The organism is Cardinium endosymbiont cBtQ1 of Bemisia tabaci, from assembly GCF_000689375.1.
In the GTDB taxonomy this organism is placed as follows: Bacteria; Bacteroidota; Bacteroidia; order Cytophagales; family Amoebophilaceae; genus Cardinium.
Genome location: NZ_CBQZ010000001.1, coordinates 205,042 through 228,686 on the forward strand (window position 1 = coordinate 205,042; position 23,645 = coordinate 228,686).

General features: G+C 33.5%; 18 protein-coding genes, 1 tRNA gene and 2 pseudogenes. 9 read left to right on the top strand and 12 right to left on the bottom strand.

What is annotated here, in order from left to right; translation table 11 throughout:
• The first annotated feature begins 184 nt into the window (after positions 1-184).
• Positions 185-2,284, top strand: a complete 2,100-nt coding sequence (rnr, locus tag CHV_RS00960; protein ID WP_051602117.1) for a ribonuclease R — start codon at positions 185-187, stop codon at positions 2,282-2,284.
• Between the two features lie 169 nt (positions 2,285-2,453).
• On the opposite strand, the gene serS is transcribed toward rnr, so the two are convergent.
• Positions 2,454-3,725, bottom strand: a complete 1,272-nt coding sequence (gene serS, locus CHV_RS00965; protein ID WP_034576492.1) for a serine--tRNA ligase — start codon at positions 3,723-3,725, stop codon at positions 2,454-2,456.
• Positions 3,726-4,348: 623 nt separating this feature from the next.
• On the opposite strand from serS, the gene rho reads away from it, so the two are divergent.
• The 6 genes and pseudogenes from rho (at position 4,349) to CHV_RS00995 (ending at position 11,747) form a co-directional block, all read left to right on the top strand.
• Positions 4,349-5,887 (top strand): transcription termination factor Rho, encoded by a 1,539-nt coding sequence (gene rho, locus CHV_RS00970; RefSeq protein ID WP_034576495.1) that lies wholly within the window; start codon positions 4,349-4,351, stop codon positions 5,885-5,887.
• A 161-nt stretch (positions 5,888-6,048) separates the two neighbouring features.
• Positions 6,049-6,756, top strand: a complete 708-nt coding sequence (locus tag CHV_RS00975; protein ID WP_034576496.1) for a phosphatase PAP2 family protein — start codon at positions 6,049-6,051, stop codon at positions 6,754-6,756.
• Positions 6,728-8,344, top strand: coding sequence for an ArnT family glycosyltransferase (locus CHV_RS00980; RefSeq protein ID WP_034576498.1), 1,617 nt, complete (start codon positions 6,728-6,730; stop codon positions 8,342-8,344). Before CHV_RS00975 ends, CHV_RS00980 begins: the two co-directional genes overlap by 29 nt.
• 565 nt (positions 8,345-8,909) lie before the next feature.
• The gene (locus CHV_RS00985) at positions 8,910-9,485 is read left to right on the top strand and encodes a reverse transcriptase domain-containing protein (RefSeq protein WP_034577038.1); all 576 of its coding nucleotides are present in this window, start codon (positions 8,910-8,912) and stop codon (positions 9,483-9,485) included.
• A gap of 127 nt (positions 9,486-9,612) precedes the next feature.
• Positions 9,613-9,978: pseudogene (locus CHV_RS00990) on the top strand (transposase); the annotation flags it as partial.
• A 98-nt stretch (positions 9,979-10,076) separates the two neighbouring features.
• Positions 10,077-11,747: an IS1634-like element ISCca6 family transposase gene (locus tag CHV_RS00995; RefSeq protein ID WP_034576500.1), complete on the top strand. Its 1,671-nt coding sequence runs from the start codon at positions 10,077-10,079 to the stop codon at positions 11,745-11,747.
• Between the two features lie 358 nt (positions 11,748-12,105).
• Here CHV_RS00995 and CHV_RS01000 read toward each other — a convergent pair whose 3' ends face one another.
• Positions 12,106-12,333 (bottom strand): hypothetical protein, encoded by a 228-nt coding sequence (locus CHV_RS01000; protein WP_034576502.1) that lies wholly within the window; start codon positions 12,331-12,333, stop codon positions 12,106-12,108.
• Positions 12,334-12,347: 14 nt separating this feature from the next.
• On the bottom strand, positions 12,348-12,725 hold the full coding sequence (locus CHV_RS01005) for a hypothetical protein (protein ID WP_034576504.1): 378 nt from the start codon (positions 12,723-12,725) through the stop codon (positions 12,348-12,350).
• A gap of 210 nt (positions 12,726-12,935) precedes the next feature.
• Between CHV_RS01005 and CHV_RS01010 the strand changes: the two genes are divergently transcribed.
• On the top strand, positions 12,936-13,370 hold the full coding sequence (locus CHV_RS01010; protein WP_034576506.1) for an SLC5/6 family protein: 435 nt from the start codon (positions 12,936-12,938) through the stop codon (positions 13,368-13,370).
• Between the two features lie 5 nt (positions 13,371-13,375).
• Here the strand turns inward: CHV_RS01010 and CHV_RS05110 are convergent.
• Together CHV_RS05110 and CHV_RS05715 are read right to left on the bottom strand one after the other, a co-directional pair.
• Positions 13,376-14,139 (bottom strand): IS5 family transposase gene (locus CHV_RS05110; protein ID WP_130721366.1). Its coding sequence is split into 2 segments (ribosomal slippage): positions 13,376-13,767 and positions 13,767-14,139, totalling 765 coding nucleotides; the frame shifts between segments, so codons are not numbered across the junction.
• Between the two features lie 53 nt (positions 14,140-14,192).
• Positions 14,193-14,351: a hypothetical protein gene (locus tag CHV_RS05715; protein ID WP_223245677.1), complete on the bottom strand. Its 159-nt coding sequence runs from the start codon at positions 14,349-14,351 to the stop codon at positions 14,193-14,195.
• Between CHV_RS05715 and CHV_RS01025 the strand changes: the two genes are divergently transcribed.
• Positions 14,287-17,250 (top strand): sodium:solute symporter family protein, encoded by a 2,964-nt coding sequence (locus CHV_RS01025; RefSeq protein WP_223245673.1) that lies wholly within the window; start codon positions 14,287-14,289, stop codon positions 17,248-17,250. The two genes, CHV_RS05715 and CHV_RS01025, sit on opposite strands and share 65 nt — an antisense overlap.
• A 197-nt stretch (positions 17,251-17,447) precedes the next feature.
• Here the strand turns inward: CHV_RS01025 and ruvC are convergent, their stop codons facing one another.
• The 7 genes and pseudogenes from ruvC to CHV_RS01060 all read right to left on the bottom strand — a co-directional run bounded on the left by ruvC (position 17,448) and on the right by CHV_RS01060 (position 23,620).
• Positions 17,448-18,005, bottom strand: coding sequence for a crossover junction endodeoxyribonuclease RuvC (gene ruvC / locus CHV_RS01030; RefSeq protein WP_034576514.1), 558 nt, complete (start codon positions 18,003-18,005; stop codon positions 17,448-17,450).
• Between the two features lie 148 nt (positions 18,006-18,153).
• Positions 18,154-19,179, bottom strand: a complete 1,026-nt coding sequence (locus CHV_RS01035; protein WP_034576516.1) for an IS5-like element ISCca3 family transposase — start codon at positions 19,177-19,179, stop codon at positions 18,154-18,156.
• Positions 19,180-19,633: 454 nt separating this feature from the next.
• Positions 19,634-20,509, bottom strand: coding sequence for an IS982-like element ISCca1 family transposase (locus CHV_RS01040; protein ID WP_034576518.1), 876 nt, complete (start codon positions 20,507-20,509; stop codon positions 19,634-19,636).
• A 217-nt stretch (positions 20,510-20,726) separates the two neighbouring features.
• Positions 20,727-21,647 (bottom strand): annotated as a pseudogene (locus tag CHV_RS01045) (Rpn family recombination-promoting nuclease/putative transposase).
• A gap of 146 nt (positions 21,648-21,793) precedes the next feature.
• Positions 21,794-22,447, bottom strand: coding sequence for a tRNA (guanosine(46)-N7)-methyltransferase TrmB (trmB, locus tag CHV_RS01050; RefSeq protein ID WP_130721387.1), 654 nt, complete (start codon positions 22,445-22,447; stop codon positions 21,794-21,796).
• 158 nt (positions 22,448-22,605) lie between these two features.
• Entirely contained in the window at positions 22,606-23,367 is a 762-nt protein-coding gene (gene map, locus CHV_RS01055; RefSeq protein WP_034576521.1) for a type I methionyl aminopeptidase, read from the bottom strand.
• A 179-nt stretch (positions 23,368-23,546) separates the two neighbouring features.
• Positions 23,547-23,620, bottom strand: a tRNA-Ala gene (locus CHV_RS01060).
• Positions 23,621-23,645 lie beyond the last annotated feature (25 nt).

The following is a 23,645-nucleotide window of genomic DNA, read 5'->3' on the forward strand; positions in this document are numbered from 1 at the left end:
TTATTTATTTTCTTAGATTTCATCCTTGCACATGCGACATATCTTATAATAAAAACAATTGAAAAAAATAATCATATCTTGTACCTTAAAGATACAACTGACACATTAAACTGAAATGACAGATGGAATCCTTGCTCTATACGTATCTGTAAGATAAAATATTGATTTTTATAAGACAAAAGCAGTGCAAAATTATACTACGATTATTTGTAAGACCTTACAAGAAGATCTACATCACCCATATACCATACAACAACTCTGTATAATATTACAGATCAATTCAAAATCAGATAAAACCAAATTAAAAAAAGCGTTATTAAATCTTGTGCAACAAGGTAAAATTAAAAAGCTAAAGAGAGGGCGTTATGCATATGCCAGTGCGCCTATTTATGTAATAGGTCGAGTAGATTATGTCCGTAAGGAATATGCTTATATTATCGTACCTGATCAATCTATAGATATATTAGTGCATCAAAAAAATTTACTATATGCACTAGATAAAGACTTAGTTAAAGTTTGCTTGTTTCCAGGAAAACGCCGTAAACGACCAGAGGGTGTGGTAGTAGAAATTATTGAGCGCAATACTGCACCCATCATTGGGCGCATTACCCTTTTTGGAAAGCAACCTCAAGCCATTTTTGAACAAAAACGCACTACATATACTGTTCCATTAGAGGGAAAACATAACGACATCCTACAAGAAAATGACAAGGTAGTCATTGCATTAACTTCTTTTCCCAATACGCATAAGCAATTAACAGGTACCGTGGTGCAGCATCTTGGCCAAGCTGTCCTACATGAAGTAGAGATGCATGCAATTATGGCTGAGTTTGGCTTAAAAGAGACCTTCCCTGACCATGTAGTTGAAAGCATTAAAAATATACCTACAGTTATTACCGAAAAAGAAATAACCACAAGAAAAGATTTTCGCGCTATACCTACTTTTACCATAGATCCAGTAGATGCTAAAGATTTTGATGATGCCCTCTCTTATCAGCCTTTGCCCAATGGCCACCATCAAGTAGGTATTCATATTGCAGATGTAAGTCATTACGTTATACCAGATAGCTTGCTGGATAAAGAAGCATATGCACGCAATACCTCTGTATATTTAGTACATCGTTGTATTCCGATGTTACCGGAAATACTTTCTAATGGGTTATGCTCCTTGCGTCCAAAGGAAACTAAATTAACCTTTTCAGCTATTTTTGAATTGGATGCACAAGGAAAAGTTTATGATAAATGGTTGGGAGAAACCATTATTTATTCCGATAAAAGGTTTTCTTATGAAGAAGCCCAAATGACCATAGATTGTCAAAGAGGTGATTTTTACCAAGCGCTTACGGTATTGAATCACTTAGCCAAACAGCTTCATGCAAAGCGCTCGCAGAAAGGAGCGATTAATTTTGAGACCCGGTCGTTGGTATTTGATTTGGATACCAATGGTAAGCCACTTAAAGTGACGTCAAAGTGCCGCACAGATGCCCACAAACTTGTTGAGGAGTTTATGCTACTGGCCAATCAGGAAGTAGCTACCTATGCAGCAAACCTAAAATCAAAACAGGAAAAATTAGGGCCTACTTTTATATATAGAACGCATGGCCATCCAGACCCGGACAAGTTAAATGAATTTTTTCTATTTGTGAACCAGCTAGGATATAAAATAAATGGATCCAAAACATCTATATATAAAGCCATGCATGATCTAGAAAAGTCTATTCAAGGCAAAAAAGAAGCACCCATTATCCAATCGATGGCCATCCGATCTATGGCCAAAGCCCTTTACACTACAAAACCTGATCCACATTTTGCATTGGCCTTTGCACATTATACCCATTTTACTTCTCCGATCAGAAGGTACCCAGATCTATTGGTACACCGTTTTTTGAAGCAATATTTAAAAGGTGCACACATCTATGATGTAGCATCCTATGAAAAAAAATGCCAATATGCTGTAGAAAAAGAATACCTCGCTGCAAATGCAGAAAGGGCCTCTATCAAATACAAACAAGTAGAATTTATACAAAATCTAAAGGAACAAATATTTGAGGGAATCATCAGTGGCATAACCGAATGGAATATATATATAGAAATCTTATCAAATGGTTGTGAAGGGATGGTGCGTCTATCAGACCTTACCGATGATGTCTATGCTTTTGAGGAGAAGCACTTTCAAGTAGTTGGAAAATTGTCTAAAAAATGTTACCGATTAGGAGATATCGTAAAGGTAAAAGTCAAAAATTGCGATTTAGATAAACGACATATTAATTTTTGGTTATGCTAATCTGGGTATATGATAAAAAAGAGGCCTATCATAGGTCCATTAAGGTTTTAGATTACACAATCCTCTTAAAGCGCTTCCAAAAAAATTCCCATAGGTAGTTAACAGCCATGTTCATACTACATTTTGAGAAGCGCAAAAGGCCCTTTAAAAAAGTTGTAGTAAGAAAAATTTAGTCAATTATATCAAATCCTGTATAAGGTTGTAAGACCTTTGGAATATGGATCCCTTCTGGGGTTTGATTCAATTCTAATAATGCAGCTAGTACACGTGGAAGAGCCAGCCCACTTCCATTTAAAGTATGTAAAAGACAAGTTTTTTTTGTTTTGTCCTTATATCTTAAGGACAACCTATTGGATTGGAAGGTCTCAAAATTGCTGATTGAGCTCACTTCTAGCCATTTATCTTGAGCTATAGCATATACCTCTATGTCATAGGTCATAGCAGCACAAAACCCTAAATCTCCATCACAAAGCTTTAGAACACGGTAAGGTAGCGCTAGTTGTTCCACCAATCCTTGTACATAGGTTAACATTTCTTCTAACTTTGCATAAGAATAGTCCGGATGAGCAATCTGAACCAATTCTACCTTATCAAATTGATGCAGCCTATTTAGTCCACGTACATCAGCTCCCCAAGAGCCTGCTTCTCTTCTAAAGCAAGGTGTATAACCTACATGTTTAACTGGTAGAGCACTTTCTGCTATAATCGCATCACGATAGATGTTGGTGATCGAGACTTCTGCAGTAGGTATTAGATAGAATGGCGTTGATGCAATTTGATACATCTGACCTTCTTTGTCAGGCAGCTGACCCGTTGCATACGCAGATGCTTCATTTACCAAAATAGGAGGTTGAATTTCGGTATAGCCTGCTTTTAATGCTTGATCCAAAAAAAAGTTTATTAAAGCACGTTGTAGCTTAGCACCTTTTCCCTTATATACTGGGAAACCAGCTCCGGTAATTTTATTGCCTAACTCAAAGTCGACTAAGTCATATTTTTTAACTAAATCCCAGTGGGCCGAACCCCCTTTTACAACCATTCGTGGTGTTTGATAGATAATAACATTATCATCAGCATGGCTCCCCGCTGGTACGCTTTCATGGGGCAAGTTTGGAAGCGTATAAAGCTGCGCCAACAGATCTGATCCATGTGCTTTAAATTTTTCTGCCAATTGCTTAATCTTTTTTTTTAATTGGTTGCTTTCTTCCTTTTTAGCTTCTAAAGTAGCTGCTGGATCCTTTTTGCGCAACACGTCTGCTATTTCCTGATTTAGTTTATTCAGTGTAGCGGATAAGTTGTCTAATTGAAGTTGTATAGCCCGTTTTTCTATGTCCAGGTTGTATATGGCTTGAATAAGCCCTTCTGCATTAGATAAACCTCGCTTATGCAAGCCATCTATTATTGCTTTTTTGTCTGTTCTTATACGATGTAACTCAATCATACTATTTATGTTGATGCCCTATAATTTAAGTTTTTAACCTAAAATCATAGTAAATTTAAAGGCTTAGTCTGTCTTTTTTACAAAAAAAATACTTTGTTTGATTTTTTAAAATTATAGTTGTATTATTGCTCATATTGCTTTGTCACAGGGCTGCATTCAGAGTCCTGAGTTAGTATTCATTCTTTTGGTTTGATTTTTAGTATAAGTTTCCGCATTACATCTATAATATTATATATTCTATATAGGTATAAAAATGTCTTTGTTTTTGACCATTCTTACTAGATTTAAAAAGCAAAATCAGACTAAATAAGCAGGTAATATCTTATTTGAATTATAGATGCTACTTTTGTTTAGTAGTTAAAAATAGCTAATTTTCACGTGTTTAAAACCATAAATTATTAAAATGATTTTACTTAGTGCTATTGAAGCATTTTATGTAAAGATATTTTTATGAATGAATCATCAACGGGCAGATCGTATTTGCTCCATTCATGTTCACACACTTCGTTTACATAGCTACTACAGTAATATAAGCTACTACTATTTTAAGCACATTTGTTAAAATAGTTAAGATGATGCCTATTATTTTAATAGGATTTATTTAACTTACACCTAACTCAATCATGTACAATATCGGAGAACTCAATCAAAAGCTTATTTCTGAGTTACGCGAATTAGCAGAAAAATTTAAAATTAAAAGCTATAAAACGCTTTCGAAGGAAGAACTTATTTATAAAATATTAGACCAGCAAGCACTACTACCTGTAAGGGAAATTACTCAAAAAAAGAACACTCCAATGGCTATTGCACCTCTGCAACCAAAAGAGGTATCCCCACCTTTGTCGTCCAAGAAAAGTTATACAAAATCTAAGGCAGTAGAAATACAAATTGACACTAATATAGAAGATAAAAATAGTGAAATTAGTGCTACCGAGTCAGCCAAATCAGTAGCTATTGAATACGCTGCTGTTTCTACTATAAAAGAGCCAAAGGAGGCTATCTCCTCATCTGAAAAAGGTAAAAAAGAGACAGTTGCGCAGCACAATTTAGATACTACGATTGAAGGAGAAGGTGTACTGGAGATTATGCAAGATGGCTATGGGTTTTTGCGTTCATCTGATTATCATTATTTAGCTAGTCCAGATGATGTCTATGTATCTCCTTCTCAAATCAAGGTGTTTAACCTAAAAACAGGTGATACCATTCGTGGAAAAATACGCCCACCGAAAGAAGGAGAAAAATATTTTGCACTTTTAAAGGTAATATATATGAATGGCGTGACCACGGAAGAGGGACGCAATCGTATCCCCTTTGAACACCTTACTCCACTTTTTCCACATAATAAGTTACATATTTCCAACGGGGCTAGCCAGTATTCAACCCGCATTATGGACTTATTCTCACCTATTGGTAAGGGGCAACGTGGTATGATTGTAGCCCAGCCTAAAACGGGTAAGACAGTACTATTAAAAGAAATTGCCAATGCAATTGCATCCAATCATCCAGAAGTTTATTTAATTGTTCTTTTAATTGGTGAACGTCCTGAAGAAGTGACAGATATGTCCAGAAATGTGCAAGCAGAAGTGATCGCTTCGACTTTTGATGAACAAGCTGAACGGCATGTAAAAGTTTCTAATATTGTTTTAGAAAAAGCAAAGAGGATGGTAGAATGTGGTCGTGATGTAGTTATTCTCTTGGATTCTATTACCCGATTGGCTCGGGCACATAATACGGTTAGTCCTTCTTCTGGTAAAGTACTTTCTGGTGGTATTGATGCCAATGCACTGCATAAACCCCAGCGATTTTTTGGTGCAGCTCGTAATGTAGAGCATGGCGGTTCGTTGACCATTTTGGCTACAGCACTTATTGATACAGGATCTAAAATGGATGAGGTAATTTTTGAAGAGTTCAAGGGTACGGGTAATATGGAACTACAACTGGATCGAAAATTAGTCAATAAACGTATCTATCCAGCTATTGATGTACCTGCTTCTGGAACAAGACATGAAGAGTTGTTAATAGGTAAAGAGGAATTGGCACGAATTTGGATATTGCGCAACATTATGGCAGATATGAGTTCTACAGAAGCTATGGATTTCTTACTTAAGAAAATGAGGGGTACACGTAATAATGAAGAGTTTTTAGTTTCTATGAGTAATTAGTTAGATGCAATATGCCAGACAACAAGCTGTAAAAAACTATTAAAATCAAAGGTAAGCGTTAGATTGGCATCATCAGTAGTATACTATTCTGTTACTTTTACAGCTTATTTTTCATTTAGGTTTTTACCTAATTTTACTGCTACCGTTTCAAAAAAAATGGCATGGAAAAAATAAAAATCATTAAAATAATTTGGTATGAAAATAGCTTATTTTTTTACCTGATTACTGCTTTATTGGTTATCGGTGTTTTTCCACTTTTTGTATGGGATAAAGTTGCTTTTTTTATTTTGCTTAAACAGTGGCATCATCCTATGCTAGATTGTATAGCGCCTTATTTTACTTGGTTGGGTGATGGAATTACCTATCTATCTTTGCTATGTATAGTAACTTTATTACATGCAACTTGTAGAAAGACTATGGTTATAGGAGGAAGTTTTGTCATGATGACTATAGTGGTACAACTATTAAAACGTCTTTTTTTTAGAGATCAATTAAGACCTATCGCTTTGCTTCCTGTAGATGTATCACTACACTTAGTAGATGGGGTATCGCTACCAACAGATTTTAGTTTTCCTTCAGGTCATGCTGCTACCATCTTTTCCTTGATATCTGTACTACAACTATTGTCTAGTAGCAAAAATTTTTTTTATAGTCTAATTTTGTTAGGAATAGCCCTAATGGTTGTCTATTCAAGAATTTATCTTTGTCAACATTTTTATACAGATGTTTATGTAGGTGCTTGGATTGGTACGATTGCTGCTGTAGTGACATGCATCTATGTTATGGATTATAATGGGCCAAGTTGGTTGGACCGTTCTATCTATTTTTTGTTGTACCCCCATGGGAAAAGGTTTCCAATTAAAAAATAGTATCGTTTTTTATTTTCTAATTGGCTTTGGATGCATTTTTGCACTCGGTATAAGGGAGGTCCATCTATTTGATTTAGATGAACTCTATTTTGCCGAAATTACCAGAGAAATGATACGTACGGGGCACTATGGTCAAGTGACTTTTAATTTTGAGCCACTCTATGAAAAACCACCTTTTTTCTTTTGGTTACAAGCAGTTTCTATGCATTTTTGGGGTATTAATGAGCTAGGAGCCCGTTTCCCTAATTTGGTCTGTGGACTATTAACCCTTGTAACCCTATACTATATAGGTAAGCAATACAAAGATCAATGGTTTGGCTTTCTATGGATGTGCTTGTACGCAACTTCTTTTTTGCCTCACTTTTATTTTAAATCAGCTATTATAGATCCTTTTTTTAATTACTTTTTGCTACTCGCCATCTATTTTTTATCTCATAGCATGATGCCATCTAATCCATGGTTGTATGGCGGTTCGGGTTTAGCTATAGGTTGTGCACTATTAACCAAAGGACCTATGGCTCTGATCATACCATTGGCCACGCTAGGATTATCTTACACTTGGTTTAAGAGAAGTATGGTTTCCTTCAAATCATTGGTTGTAGCGCTATTGATTGCTACAATGGTTCTGTCCTGTTGGCTTATTCCAGAGATTTGCTCTAATGGATGCACGTTTATTAAAGAATTTTGGGATTACCATCTATTGCTCTATCATCAACCGGTTGATACCCATGACCAACCTTGGTACTATCATTATTTAGTACTTTTTTTTGGATGTTTTCCAAGTGCTCTATTTGCGATATTTATTTTAAAACAAAAACGATTGATTCAAGACAGTTATTTTGCAGCCAATATGCAAGCTTTATTAGCCGTTGTGTTACTTATTTTTACCTTAGTTGGTACAAAAATTGTGCATTATAGTGCTATGTCCTATTTCCCCATAATATTTTTTGCAACTGAGTTTTTGCACCAACAGATATACAATAGGCAATATAGCCATTCAGGTATGGCTTTTTTAGTGATTGGAGTAATCATAGGGAGCGTTTTAGCGCTTATACCATGGATGATGTTACATAAAACCTTATGGATCAGTCTTGTACAAAATCAAACTATAAAAGACGCACTACAGCTATCGGTTATATGGAACTACTGGGATAGTATCCCAGGTATTATCTATACCATAGGTATAGGGACCGCCTACTATTTTCTTGTACAATTCCGTTTTATTCCCTTTATAAGTAACTTTGCGTTAGTCAATATTTGCACATTGGCATTATTCTTGATCCGTATAGCACCTAAAGTAGAAGCTTATACCCAAAAACCAATGGTTGATTTTTGTAAAGCCTGTAAAGGAAAAAGTTTATATCTTGCCACCGTTGGTTTTAAATCAGCCGCCCCTCTTTTCTATGCTGACTTACCGAAAAGCTTGCGGGTAGTCGATATAAATTGGCTATTAGAAGGTCCTATTGATAAGCCTTGTTTTTTTATTTTATATAAAAAAGACAGCGCTATGTTAAAAAATTATCTAGATATTACTTATATAAAAAGTTCTGGATGTTTCGCATTTTATAAGCGATTGCCTAAATCATAGAGGTTCTGTCGCATTGTGTGTCGTAGATAAGTATTACATGAAAAAAAAAGTAAGTGATAATAAAAGCTTCATATAAGATGAAGGAAGGCCCTTCGAGATCGGATTTCAGGATCAGGTCTCAAACCACCTTAGTCGGCTGTCATTAAGAGTGATGGTGCTGAGCGCAAAAGGAAAAGCTGGAAATAAATTCAGCAGGTGTGGATTAGAAAGATGAATGAAACTGAACTCTTGTTGACGTGTCGAGAAGAACATACAAGATATCAAAAATGGAATAGAATGCGGTTCCATGATAAGTCTATAAGTTACCTGATTACTGGTATAGACGGTATCCGGCATAAAGAGAGCATGATTCTAATTTTGGGTTATATGAGGAACTGCGAGAACCAGTCATCTTGATGCTAATGGAGCCCCCCAAATAGCAAACACTATAAGGGACAGAGTACCGATGCAAGAAACTGGGTCGGATCAATCCGTAGTAGTGAAGAAGTTTCTGTAATGGGAATGGAGCGAATGGATTGAGCTTAAGCAGTCATTAACATTAAACAACTCGTAAGAGGAGGAAATTTTGGTAAAGAAAAAACCGTTTACTATTAACAAGCACTTAGTGCTACAAGCTTATAAACTAGTTAAATCAAATGCTGGTTCTAGCAGCATTGATAGTCAAACAATAAGAGAATTTGATAATAATTTAAAGAACAATTTATACAAGATATGGAACAGACTATCCTCTGGTAGTTATTATCCTGCAGCAGTAAAAGCAGTACCTATATTAAAGAAAGATGGAGGTGAAAGAATCCTAGGTGTTCCGACTGTAAGTGATAGAATTGCTCAGATGGTAGTCAAGTTAGTATTTGAACCAGAATTGGAACCTCATTTTTATGAGAATTCGTATAGTTACAGACCAAACAAGTCAGCACTTGACGCAGTTGGAATAACACGTAGTAGATGCTGGAAATATAATTTTGTACTAGAATTTGATATCAAAGGTTTATTTGATAATATTGATCATGAACTTATCATTAAGGCGGTTAGGAAGCATACAAATACGAAATGGGTAATATTATATATAGAAAGATGGCTAAAAGCTCCCATACAATTTCCTGATGGAAGATTAGTTGAAAGAACAAAAGGCACACCATAAGGAGGAGTAAATAGTCGTCCCTGAAATACTATATAATTATTTGTTAATCAGCAAATAAGTTTCTAAATTTGTATTAGTTAATCACCAGTTTTAGAGTTGTTTTGTATAAAAAACTTGCAAAATAAGGATGAAATCTAAGAAAATAAATAATAGTCTTGCTCGTCTGTTTGAGCAGCGCTTATCTAGTTTTCTTAACTCCAAACATTCTTTATTCCAGTTGTCTGATTCGATTCCTTGGCACGCCTTAGCATCAGATTTAGACCGGGATTTTAGCTATGGTCCTGGTCAGCCTCCTTTGCCTATTCGTTTAATTATAGGTCTTCTCATTATCAGTCATATGTATAACATTTCTGATGAACAAGTAGTGATTAGATGGGTAGAAAATCCTTATTGGCAATACTTTTGTGGATATGATTATTTTCAGTTTAAGGTACCTTGTAACCCTAGCTCATTGACCCGTTGGCGACATAGATTAGATCAAGAAGGACTTAATCACTCACATTCCGCACCAGTATTGTATTTTAGATTAGATTAAAATTTTGTAAGATATTAGGTTTAAACTTCTTTTGTTTATTTTAGGAGTATTTAGTAATGTTACAAGAAGATCAAATTGTAGGGAGCTTAGTACTAGATCATTTAGGTATCATTTCCAGTGTAATAGATAAAATTGGCTTGATGTCAAAAATAGATGCACGTCTTCCAGTCTCCCAAGAAAAAGGAGCTAAGCTAACTATGGGTGAGCGTGTATCTGCAATGATACTAAATGGCTTAGGCTTTATGGACGATCGTCTTTATATGTTCCCCGAATTCTTATCCAATAAACCAGTTGATAAGTTATTTCGACCTGATGTTAGATCAGATATGTTTAATGACCATGCTTTAGGTCGATGTTTAGATGCTATTTCAGATTATGGTCCCACTAATCTTTTTTCAGAAGTAGCTTTTGAGATTGGTACAGCATTTAACTTATTGGGTAAAACCGCCCGTTTAGATACAACTACCTTAACTGTTTTTGGAGAATATGACCATCCAACATTAGATTCAAAAAGTGATAATCAAACTAATGAATTTAAAATTAGCCATGGTTATTCCAAAGATGGAAGGCCAGATTTAAAACAAATGGTGCTTAATATAGCTACTACAGGGGCAAAATCTTTTCCTATTTGGATGGAAGCCCACAAAGGGAACGCTTCTGATAAAATTATTTTACAACAATCAGCTAAACGGATGAGCGCATTTTGTAAACAACTCAAAGCAGCTCCTGCTTTTTTATTTGTATCAGATAGTGCTATGTATGAAAAGTGTGTTATAGAAAATCCAGCTATCCATTGGCTTTCAAGGGTTCCTGGTAGTATTAACCAATCTAAAGTCTATCTACAAAAAAGTGACAAAGATATCACGTGGCAAATATTGGAGAACGGATACAAAATTAGCTCCTTTAGACAAGTATACAAGGGTGTAGACCAACGCTGGTTATTAGTATACTCAGAACAATCTTATAATAAAGAAGTAGCTACATTGGAGCGTAAGATTGATAATGAATACGATAGTATGCGTAAAGTTATTGATAAATTTGAAAATCAATTATTTTCATGTAAACCTGATGGAGAAAAAGCACTTACTTTTATCAGTAAATCGATTAAATATCATGAATTGCTCATCACTCAAGTGAAAGAAATTACTAAATATAATGGCCAAGGCAGGCCTAAGCAAGGTGCTCAACCTACCATCATAGGCTATAATTTGTCTATTGAAATGGTACCCAATAGATCCAAAATAGATCTATTAAAAGCCCAACAGGGAAGATTTATTTTAGCTACCAATGAACTGGATAACAAAGTTTTAACAGATCATGACATATTACTAGAGTATAAAGATCAGTACAAAACAGAACAAGGATTTAGGTTTATTAAAGGAAATGCATTTGAGGTATCTTCTGTTTTTCTAAAAAAAGCAAGTCGTATACAAGCCTTAATGATGGTTATGACGCTATGTCTAATGGTCTACAGCTTTAGTGAGCTTTGGTTACATCAATCTTTGGTACAGCATAATGCTACTGTTCCTAATCAACTCAAGAAACCAACACAAAAGCCAACTATGATATGGGTATCTCGTCTATTTTATGGTATTCATGAACTGCACCTGAAATTTAAAGGGTATATAAAAAAGTATGTAATTAACTTAAAGAAGGTAACTAAACAGATTATAAGCTATTTTGGACCAAAAGCCATGGCTATTTATGGATTAAAAACAAATGTGTAGTTTTTTAGGGGAGAAGTCTGTCCTTTTTGGAAAAAAAGATAAAAATATTGGTTTACAATCAATAAATACAGTTGTTAAGTCATTATACAGCTTAACCAAATACAATAAAACATTCCAAAAATTACAAAAAAAAGAAAATAAATGAACTCAACATTTTTCATGCGAAGAATATTTTTATCTGGTGCGGAATGTGAGTGAAACCCTAATTTTTTGTTCATTTTCTCCCGCTGGTCCATCTAAAAAACAGGCCTATACTTTTAAGAACTTTTATAAACTTATGGTCGCATAATACCAAAATTTCGGATAAGGGGGAGGAATATACAAAATCAACTATAGACGCGAAAGATCCGATAGAGCCCTATAAAATAGGTTCTATTTCTTCTTGAAAAACTTTCCTTGGATCTCTACTTTTTATTTTTACATTAACCACTTCGATACCTATTTCTTGAATAATAGGATGTTGTTTAATGCGCAAAAATCGATTTGAATCATTTAAGTATTTTTCTGGATTATTCTTGTATTCAAATTTGGTTTCAGCGCGTTTTTCCGCTGCTGTGTAATCTTCCGTAAGTATAATAGAAACCAAGGGATAAGTATACCTTATATGTTTAGCATATGTTTAGCGAATAGAAAAAAGAACTTCCTAGCATCTTCCAGATCCCAATCAGATATTTGATTTTGATAACCAAATGTTTCTAAAAAATAACCTTTAGAAACTACTATGGAATCTTTACTCCAATCAACTTTATCAAATATTTCTTTGCTACAAGTAAGATAAAGTAAAGCTTCTGTAAAAGAAGATAAAAAAATATTATGATGAAGAACTATGTTGTTAATTAGTTTTCCATAGTTAGACCCCTTCGGATCAGATATAAGCGTTATTTGTTTACCCTTTTTCTCAAAATATTGCGCTATACAATCTGTTACTTCTTGTCTAGGAGTACCTGATATTCCATTAATAGTATATAAAAGAGCCATACGAATTATATTGTTTTTTTATAAAAATTAATTATACTAATATAATACTAATTAAGTTTATTTAAATTAAACATAAAGTATGAGATAAAAATCATTTCAATTATTATTGATTTATAGATATTTATATTAATATTTTTCCAAATTTTTTAATGATGATATTATTTATATATGGTTATTAAATATTAAGTATAAAAACTAAAATGAACCAATATGAATTACATAGATTTAGATCACAGTATCATATATATTTTTTTATTGGTTACTTTTTTAATAGGACTCTTTGCAGGAAAAAATTCTAAAACTATAGAAGAATATACTATTGCACATAAAATGTATGGTCTTATTCCACTAGTTGCTACTTATTTAGCTACTGATATAGGTGCAGGAAGCATATTGAGCGATGCTTCAGCTGTATTCAATAAGGGTATTATCGTTAATATTTCTATAGCTTCTCTTCCCATAGCGTATATAATCAGGGCAGTCTTTATTGTGCCTAAAATGGTCTACTTTGATAAATATTTGACCTTTGCAGAAATTATGGGGATTTATGGTAGATTCGCTAGAATCATTAGCGGGGTTTTAAGTATTTTGAACTCGATTATACATACCAGTATCCAGTTAACAGCTATCGGGATAATTATATAGTGTCGTCATAAGAAGTTAGCCCATAGATGGATACATCTAATTTGGACAGCTGCCAAGAATGATGCTGTGTTTTTTGCATACCTAGTGGAGATTCCTCTCCATTGCTTAATTTTGAGAAACATATTTTCAACAAGATGTCGGAATTTATATAGATTTTTGTCAAAATCACGCTTTATTTTTCTGTTTTTTTTGGGAGGGATAACAGGAACAATACCTTTTTCTCTAGCATATTTAATGATTTTATCGGTATCATAGGCGCGGTCTGCTAACAAATGCTTTGGAGTTATCCCTTCAATAAGATATGTAGATTGGCTACAATCAGCTCTGGTACCTTCTGTGATAATAGCTCTGACCGGCATACCAGACGCATCCACGGCCAAATGTAGCTTCGTATTAAGCCCCCTTTTGTTCGACTCATAGATTGGTTTCCTCCTTTCGCACCCGTTCCATGCATATGTACTTTTATATAAGTAGAATCAATCATAAGCCATTTAAAATCAGGATTATTAATTAGTCTCTCTAAGATCCTTTCCCATATACCATTATCTCTCCAGCGAGAAAATCTACGATGGGTGTTTTTCCAATCCCCATAGCTAGATGGAAGATCACGCCAAGGAGATCCTGTACGTAAAATCCAAAATACTGCATTAATAAACAGCCTATTATCTTTGGCAACAGCTCCCCAACCTCCTTGTTGACCTGGAAGTAGAGGTGATAAAATAGACCATACTTTGTCTGAAATATCATGACGGTGAATCCATTTAGACATCTTAGGAATATAATTGATCTTATTAATCTAAAAATATAATACGAACTACAAACCTAATATATAAAATATTTCATGACGACACTATCTAGTGAACCTTTACTAGGTATACATTCTACTTGGTCTATTTTAATAGGAGGTTTTATTACAATATTATATACATCAATAGGGGGTATTAAAGCAGTTACCATAACAGATATGGTACAGTTTTTCATATTTATCGTTGCTGTTCCTCTTATTACTTATCATGTAGTATATCATGTAGGAAGTATAGAAGCACTATTTACAAAAGTACCATCAGAAAAATTTTTGATCTTAGGGCATGAAAGATTTTATCGTTACACAATCTATTTTATGATATGGTTATTGCAAATAGGTATGGTAGATCCTGCGGTGGTGCAAAGGATGCTTATGGCTAAAAGCAAACTTCAATTGTGTAGAAAGTATATGATTGTTGCCTTGTTTGATCCTACTTTCCGCTTCCTGGTTATGCTTATTGGGTTAGGAGGACTCGTTTTATACCCTTCCATAAAACCCAATATAGTTGTACCACATATCATTCAAGAATTATTACCAGCAGGGATAAAAGGATTAGCTATAGCTGGTTTATTAGCTATTATAATGTCCAGTGCTGACTCTTATATTCATATAGCAGGAGTAACTTTGATACATGACGTAATTAGCCCTTTATGTAAAAAAAGATTAACAACTTTTAATGAATGTTATTGGGTAAGATATACTACCTTACTAACAGGGTTTTTAGCAATATTTATAGCATTAAAAATGATTCATATTCCTTATTTGGGATTTAAAGCATTGGAACTAATAGCACCAATGCTCCTGGTACCATTTATATCAGCTATTATGGGTCTTAAAGCCAATAAAAAAGCTTTTATAGCTTCCCTAATTACTTCAGTATTAATTTTTATATTTTCTAACAGTCTACTGCCTACTATATACAATATACTCTCTATACCCATCACTACTTTGAGTAGCGGATTTATTTTCTTTTTAGTTCACTTGTGTACATACAAAAGATGGGAAGTAATGGACCGTTTTGTAAATACATTTATAATAAAGTTTAAACCAACTAGTGTTGGTTTATTTCAAATACTAACCAAAGATATACTTAATTTTTATACGATTCTATTTTATATAAAGCATAATGTGCAAAAATATGGATCCCCTTATGTATTATCTGGAATATTGTGTGGATGCAATCTTCTTATACCCAATTTTATTGATCAACAAGCTATAACATCTAATCAAACGCTCTTGCTTAGTTTACTATCTTCAGGTATTATTTTTTGCTTCTTTTTAATCATAAAAGATAAGTGGCCTCAAAATATTCAAGATAAATATCTTTCACTATTTTTTCTTTTTACCGTTTCTTACTGTTTACCATTTTTTAATACAATCATGGTGTTAGCTACTAAAGGAAATATAATATGGGTTATACAGATGCTACTCTCTCTTATCTTTTTTATCTCATTGATAGATTATTTAAATATGATATGGCTAATGCCGTTGAGTATTATAGTTGGATGGTTGATATTTAAGGGTCATTTTGGTACTATGCAATGGAATATTTATAATAATTCGTATTATCTAGTTGGTTATCAATTTACGATGTCGTTACTTGTTGCTTTTAATTTTTCTTACAGGAAACGAAAGAAAATAGTAAAACTATATGCGCAACAACAGCAAATAAACCATACCTGTAGATTAAATGAATTAGACTATTTACATAATATACAACATCAACTATTACAGGAAAAGTATTTTTTTAGTCCAATAGATTATTTTAACTGTGTAAAGAATGTTATCAATAACATATCAAGACAATCGATTCAAGAAAATCCTTATATACAGAAATCTATTGAGCAACTAGATTCTTTTACTTCCTACTATAAAAATCAGGTCTATAGCAATATAGACTATTTACGGCTTAGTGTAAGCTCTATAGAAATTAATCAACTGTTTACTAAACTAGCTGCATCACTTAAACCACTAGGATTAGAAGAAAAAATACAAGTTTACATCAGAACAAAATATGAGTCTATATATTGTGATAGTGAGCAAATTATTCAATTACTTCTAAATAAACTAAATGATTTACAAAAAGAATCGAAAGGTTTTTTACTTACGTTATCTTTGCAAGAAACTACATTGTGTTATCCATTACATGTAGTAACCAACCGAAACTATAAAAAAATAGTTCCGGCAATTGGCTTTATACTTTCTACAACACAAAATCTTGTAAAGATAAAACCTACTTATACGGTAGATAGAAATATATTAGAAATTAGCATTCCTAAAGATATAACTCAGCTAATTGAATATAAAAATCAACGCATAATACATGCGCACTATGGCTATTGCACAACCATAACCACTGAATCAGATATCCAGGTGGTGTATATAATACCAATAGATTTACAATCTATTCGCCCTAAAATAATAGATACTTTATCTTTATTGGAAGGTCCATTAGAAACTGAATCATCTCTAGTTTTAGAAAAGTATTTTTTATCTCAACTAGAAGAAAAAACGAATTTAGATGTAACTTTTGTTCAAAATACTATACAACAAATTAAGAAAATACATAAAGGTCAGTTTAGAAAATCAGGTGAATTGTTTTACACACATCCATTGGTAGTGGCTACCATTTTATTAAAGATGACTAATGATCCGGATGCTATCATTGCAGCTTTACTCCATGATACGATAGAAGACACACCATTCTGTTTATATCAAATAGCTTATCAATATGGGAAAGAAGTAGCTTATATAGTTGACAAGGTTACAAATATGGATTGTATATCATCGAAAAAAATAAAGCTTACAGAAAAAGAAAATAAAGATAAAATATCTGATTATAAAGATATAAGAGTAGTTATGGTAAAACTAGCTGACCGGTTACATAACCTACAAACTATTGAATTTCAATCATTTGATAAGCAAAAAAAAATAGCTCAAGAAACATTAGATTTTTATATTCCATTAGGGGAAATACTTAAAATACGTGTTGTAAATCAAGTAGTTGATGAAATGAAAACAATTTGTAACAATATTATAAATCAGGTAAATACAAAAAAAGAAATAGTAATATAAATGGGGTCATGTCAGGAAACGGAAAATAAAGCACGCTAAGGGAATTTTTATAGTGTTGCTAAAAAGTTGGTTCAGTATAGTGTACTGAAAAATTAGTACTGTTTTTTTATAGTGGACCTAAAAATCAAACAAATTTTTATAAATTTTGTTTCCTATATCAATCAAATAAAAATATTGCATGGACAGCCAGTTAACACTCAACAAACAGATAACTTGCGATTGGGATGTGCGGTTATAAATTGAGACCAGGTTTTGGGCTTAGCAGTAGAAGATAGACGTTGTTGGCTATGGCATAAAGCTACTGCTAGTGCATCTGAAGCATCTAAAAAAGTAGATGGAATGGGTAAGTTAAGGAGATGGCCCACCATAGCAGCGACTTGTTCCTTAGACGCATTACCGTTTCCTGTAACCGCTTGTTTTACCTTACGTGGCGCATATTCTGTAATAGGCATGTCACAAGCTAAAGCTGCTGCAATCGCTACTCCTTGTGCCCTTCCTAACTTAAGCATAGATTGTACATTCGATCCATAAAAAATTGACTCAATAGCTACTGCATCTGGCGTATGTTTTTGGAACAATCCTACCATGTGTAAATAGATATGACGCATTCGTAACATATGTCCTTTGTATTTTTTTAACTCCAAAATACCATAGTCTATTAGTTTTATAGCGCTACCTATTGCTGATTCTTGAATAATACCAAAGCCCATAATCAGACTTCCAGGATCTAGTCCTATAATAATTTTTCCACCCATAGATTGAGACCGTTGCAATAGATAGTTATTGTAATTTTTGATAAGTTTCTAGTGTTATTTTTTGTGGTTTTTATGGTTAAGGATGCATAAAAATCATTATTTATTGATTTTCAAGTTAATTTTTGTTCATTTTAGATATACCATCCCCCTAAAAACCCTTTAAAATGATATTTGGGGCCCTATATAAATTATAGGCTATAGCTTCCATAACATGTTGCGTATGGGTTTTTTCCAGTCCTATATAACGAGCTCCTGCACTACGGAACCAACGCTTAATATTACCAAATACCCGCTCTACTTTATAGCGCGTCTTGGATACCAATTTATTGAAACGTTTAGCAGTAGGTGATAAGGGATGGTTTTTAGTAGCTTTCTTTTGAATAGCTGATTTTAAGCTTTTTTTCTTTAATAAAGTTTCGTTCGGTAACCCGCTATAGCCTTTATCTCCATAGAGCCTGCTGCCTGCTTTTAAGGATACTTTATCCAATAATATGGGTAAATGGGCACCATCATGATTAGATGCCTTTGTGGTACTGACTGCCAGCACTAAACCTTCTTTACTTTCTACAAGGACATGGCGTTTATAGCCATAGTAAAGATCATGACCTTTTTTGGTCCAACTAGCTTCTTGATCTACCCCTTTTTGATAACTATGGGATACCGATATAGTACCATCTTCATGCAAATTATAGCTTTTTTTACCTTTGGGACCTCTAGAAGTAGGCGTTATAGAGGCGTCAATAACTGCACCATGTTGAACCAGTACACCATGACTCGATAACTGATTATTAATTATTGTTAATAACCTATCTAAAGCCTTCTTTTCCGTAAGAGCAGTCCTAAATCTGCTTAATACACTATGATCTGGAACTGAATTATCCATCGATATACCACAAAACCTGCTAAATGTAATACGATCATTTACCTCTTCTTCGACTTGGTAGTCACTTAATCCATACCACTGTTCAAGCAAAAGCATTTTAAATAAAAGAAGGGGACTATAGGCAGGTTTGCCTGACAAACGTAAGCCTTTCGGATAATAAATACAAAGCTCTTTTTCTACTGATGACCAATTAATTAGATTATTTATTTGATTAAAAAAAGTATGCTTGCATTTACGGAGACTAGCTGATATATCTCCAAAAGATAACTGGCTACTTGTTTTTATTGCCATAACTATATCATCAAAAAACTAAATAAAAACTTTCATATAAAAACTAAAAATTAACTATTTCATAAATATAAAAGTACTTGTTTAATACAAATCTTAAAAGTCTATTGCAACGGTCTCAGATTATTTATTTCAAGTATATATAAAAATTTTTAGCATTGATAATGCCATTTTGAATCCCTATACAATTTTTTTCTATATTTTATAGCACAGCACAAAACAAGGTTTTATCTATACAAATAACAGGATTACCTCTTATGTAGTATAGTGGACCGAAAAAACTGGACAAGAAATGACTTAAAATGTTTCCTAGTTTAGTAGTTTTATTATTTCAAAATGGATTTTATCAAATGGGGAAAAAAAAGGTCAGAAAATTTAGCTCAGTAGAGAAGACTAAGATAGTTTTAGATTTATTGAAAGAAGAATTAACGTTAGTAACCTGAACTCTGGATTAGAATTATTGTAAACCAGTTGTATATATATTAGCTATAGCCGGTTTTTTCTCTTTTAGCCCATAAGCAGTAATACCAGCTATTAAATTGACAATAAAATTAGGTATGCTTCTGTGTCTAGAGTGTTCTATTTGGCTAATATTTTTAAGCTGATCGATGATGGTTTCAATGATGGATCTCTTTCGAAGCATTAATTTATCCCATAATGTCATAAAAGCATTTTTCATATTTTTCTTGATATGGGTAATGAGCTCTATTCCTTTTTCCATAAGTTTTTCAAATAATTCTTTGCTGATATAGCCTTTATCCGAGAATACTTTACCGATTAAATTTTTGCATAAACTTTTTGCAGGGAATCTATCGTTGACCCTACCTGGGGTAAGTGTAAAATTCATAATTTCACCTAAATCATTTACAATCAAATGTAACTTGAACCCAAAAAACCAGCCAGTCGTTGTTTTACCTTTAGTAGCTATTGATTTAAATACTTTGTTAGAACAAGCCCTTTGTACCTTACAAACTTTAATGGCTGTTGAATCTATAAAATAACAACCTGTTCTTGTCTTAGAAAGACTATGCGTAAAGAAATACATAGGAACTAACGTTCTTTTTACTAGTGATATGAATCTATTATAGCTCACTAATGTTCTAAACTCACTTGAGTGAAATTGCTCTAAATGAATATAATACATCTTAAAATTTCTAAAACCTATTAGATGAAAAGCAATTAGTATAGTCATTATTTCGCTTAAGTTAAGAGAACAAGTTCTAGTGGGTTTTCTTGTGGGCTCTGTTAACAGCTTTTTCTCCATATAAGGCATAAATTTTATTAAAAACTCATCTACCATATAATATATTTCTACTAATTTGTCTACATTCATAATTGGCTCCTTTAGTTTTTAGAGGTAATTTTCAATCACCTAAATTTAAAACTCAAAGGAGCTTCTTTATACGCAAATATGAAAATCTAATCCAGAGTTCAGGTTATTAGGAACAAAATTAATAAAAAAATAGAGTAATCAATCTTTTCATTATCAAATGAAAAGATTGTAGAACCATGAAATACAACTCTGTTTGTTTTATTTAATATTTTGAATATCAGTAACCAGTAATAAGCACGATATCTTCAATGGAGTAACCTTGTAAAAGCATAGATTTAGCGATTTCCATCTTTCCCTCTATCTTACCTTTTTCTTGTCCTATTAAAATTCCTTTTTCTTGTCCTATTCGGATCCCTTCTTGTCTCCCTTTTTGCTCTCCTTCTAATCTACCTTTTTGTTCACCTTCTCTTCTATATTTTTCTACTGTATTGGCTTCTATTCTCAACTATTTCAAGTGATCTTCATAAGCCATTCTTTCTTCATCGGTCAAGTTTAGCGTATCTAAAATGTGCAATGCCTTTTTCAGGGTATGGATGGCCAACGGTCCTGGTAGGTTATCCTTATTCAGCAAATCATGACGCGTAAGAAAGGCCGTCCAAATGTCTAAAGAGGTTTTAATCTTTTTCAATAAACTATTTAGATCTTCCTCTGGATCTTTACTGAACTTGGTTAGCTCTATAGTATGTAATTCTAAATCCCTAAAATAGGGTAACCCGCTTTCTTGTTCTGTTATACGAAACACATTATGATACTTCTGATTATCTGTTATAGATACAAAGTTAAGTATATGAATACCTATCGCTTTATTTAATGTAGAATAATCCTGAGAAACCTTTAATTGATCTGTATACAACTTAGCCCAATAATATAAAGCACGTTTATCATAATCTGCTTCATCAGTAATTTGGATTTCTATATTAAACCTTTTACCTTTTTCACTAATTGCTTTAATATCTAGGATGGATAGTTTATCTGTTCTAAAGTTTTTTGGGTTATAAGGGTTTAATAGCGTAACATCTACTACTTGATCTTCTTTTGAAACCGTTGCGTTTATTAACGCAATCAATAGATCTTTGTTTTCCTCTACTCCAAATATTTTCTTGAACGCTAGATCTACTTTAGGCGTAATCCTTTCCATATATAATTTATATCTATTGATTTCTAATCACAGCCATATAATATAATTATATGATACAATATACATACTTTTCATAGATCTCTTTTATCTACAGTTAATGCTCACTAGATGTTTAGTCCCACTAAGAAGTTAATCCCTAATTGACGTTATTTTAACATAAAACATAGATAATAGATCTGCATCCCTTGTGCTATGAATCGCTTTTCATAAGTAGTTTGAATACCAAAATGGTGATCTATTAATGAAGAACGATATAGATTTGTCGTATAGTTAAGGGGTTCTATCCCCTTTTCTTGGAGTAAATCTAATGTATGGTTAAACAGTAAGTTGCTATCTGTTTTTAGGTGAATAGGTCCATTTTGTATAAGTATGGCTTTATATAGGTTTAAAAAACGAATACTGGTTAGTCTACGTTTTATATCCCTAGTTTTAGGTCTAGGATCTGGAAACGTAATCCAAATCTCAGCCACTTCATTTTCTGCAAAAAAATCCAAAAGGTGGGTTACCTGTGTACGTAGAAAGGCAACGTTTTTTAAGCCATATGTTTTGGCCTCTTCTCCACCTTTCCACAGCCGGTCTCCTTTAATGTCAATCCCTATAAAATTTCTTTCTGGAAATATTTTAGCCAGTCCTATGGTATAGGCACCATGGCCACAACCTATTTCTACAGTAATAGGATGCTTGTTTTGAAAATATAAATCATTCCATTTTCCTTTAATAGTATTATAAATCGGATGTCTTGGCTCTATAAGATGTTTCAACCATTTGTTTGCCTCGAAACGTTTGCGCTTCTGCCTCATGATTTTATTTAGTGCGTATAATGCTTAATATAGAAAACGGTTAAGGAACCATTCGGAAGGATGGCTCAATTGATGGACTAATATTGGGTCAACTAGTTGGATATATCCGATCCGTAAGGGTGAAAGTTTGATGATTTATCTTAAAATTTGTACCCGTGTTAAACGGAGTCTTGCATTAAAGTAGTTAAAATAGTATATCCTTCTTCTTCAACAGCAATGGTATGTTCAAAGTGGGCTGAATCTTTTCCATCTTTGGTAACAATGGTCCAACCATCTTGTAAAGTTTTAATGGCTGAATGGCCCAAATTGCATATAGGTTCTATAGCCAATACCATACCAGCTTTTAAAATAGGTCCCTGGTTAGGTTGCCCATAGTTTGGAATTTTAGGTGGTTCGTGAAGCCTGGTGCCTACGCCATGTCCACCCAATTCTTTTACAATGCTTAGTTTATGTTGTGTAGCATATTGACCTATGGCATGAGAAATAGTAGATAGATGAGTACCTGCTTTAATGACGCGTAATCCTTCCCATAAAGCTTTTTCAGTGTGGACCAATAAAAATTTTTTCTTATCAGAAATATTTCCTACAGGGTAGGTCCAAGCACTGTCTCCAATGTACCCTTTATACTTTACACCTATGTCGATGGAAACAATGTCGCCCTCCTCCAATAGTTGATTGTTGGGTATACCATGTACTACGCTATTGTTAACAGAGATACAAGTAGCATTCGGAAAGCCAAGGTACCCTTTGAATACAGGATCTGCACCGTTGCTTCGAATGATTTTCTCTACTATGGCGTCTAAGGCTAGGCTACTAACACCTGGTTGGATGGTATTTTTTAAAACATCATGACAAAGTGCCACAATATGGCCTGCCTGTTGCAATAGCTTCCGTTCAATATGCGATCGTACTTTTATCATATAGCATGACTAGAGGCCAGCGTCAAATTGTGTGCCACACTTAATGCAAAATTACTTTAAAGCTTTATTGTGTTGATTAATGAATAGATTTTTTATAGCAGCGTAGTGCTAAATAGCACTTTCAGTGCATAATTTAGCATTTTTTGTAAACTGATAAAATATGTACCAGTCCTTATAAGTGGAGAATATCGGATTCGAACCGATGACCCCTTGCTTGCAAAGCAAGTGCTCTAGCCAGCTGAGCTAATCCCCCATTGTATTATATACAATCTATTTTC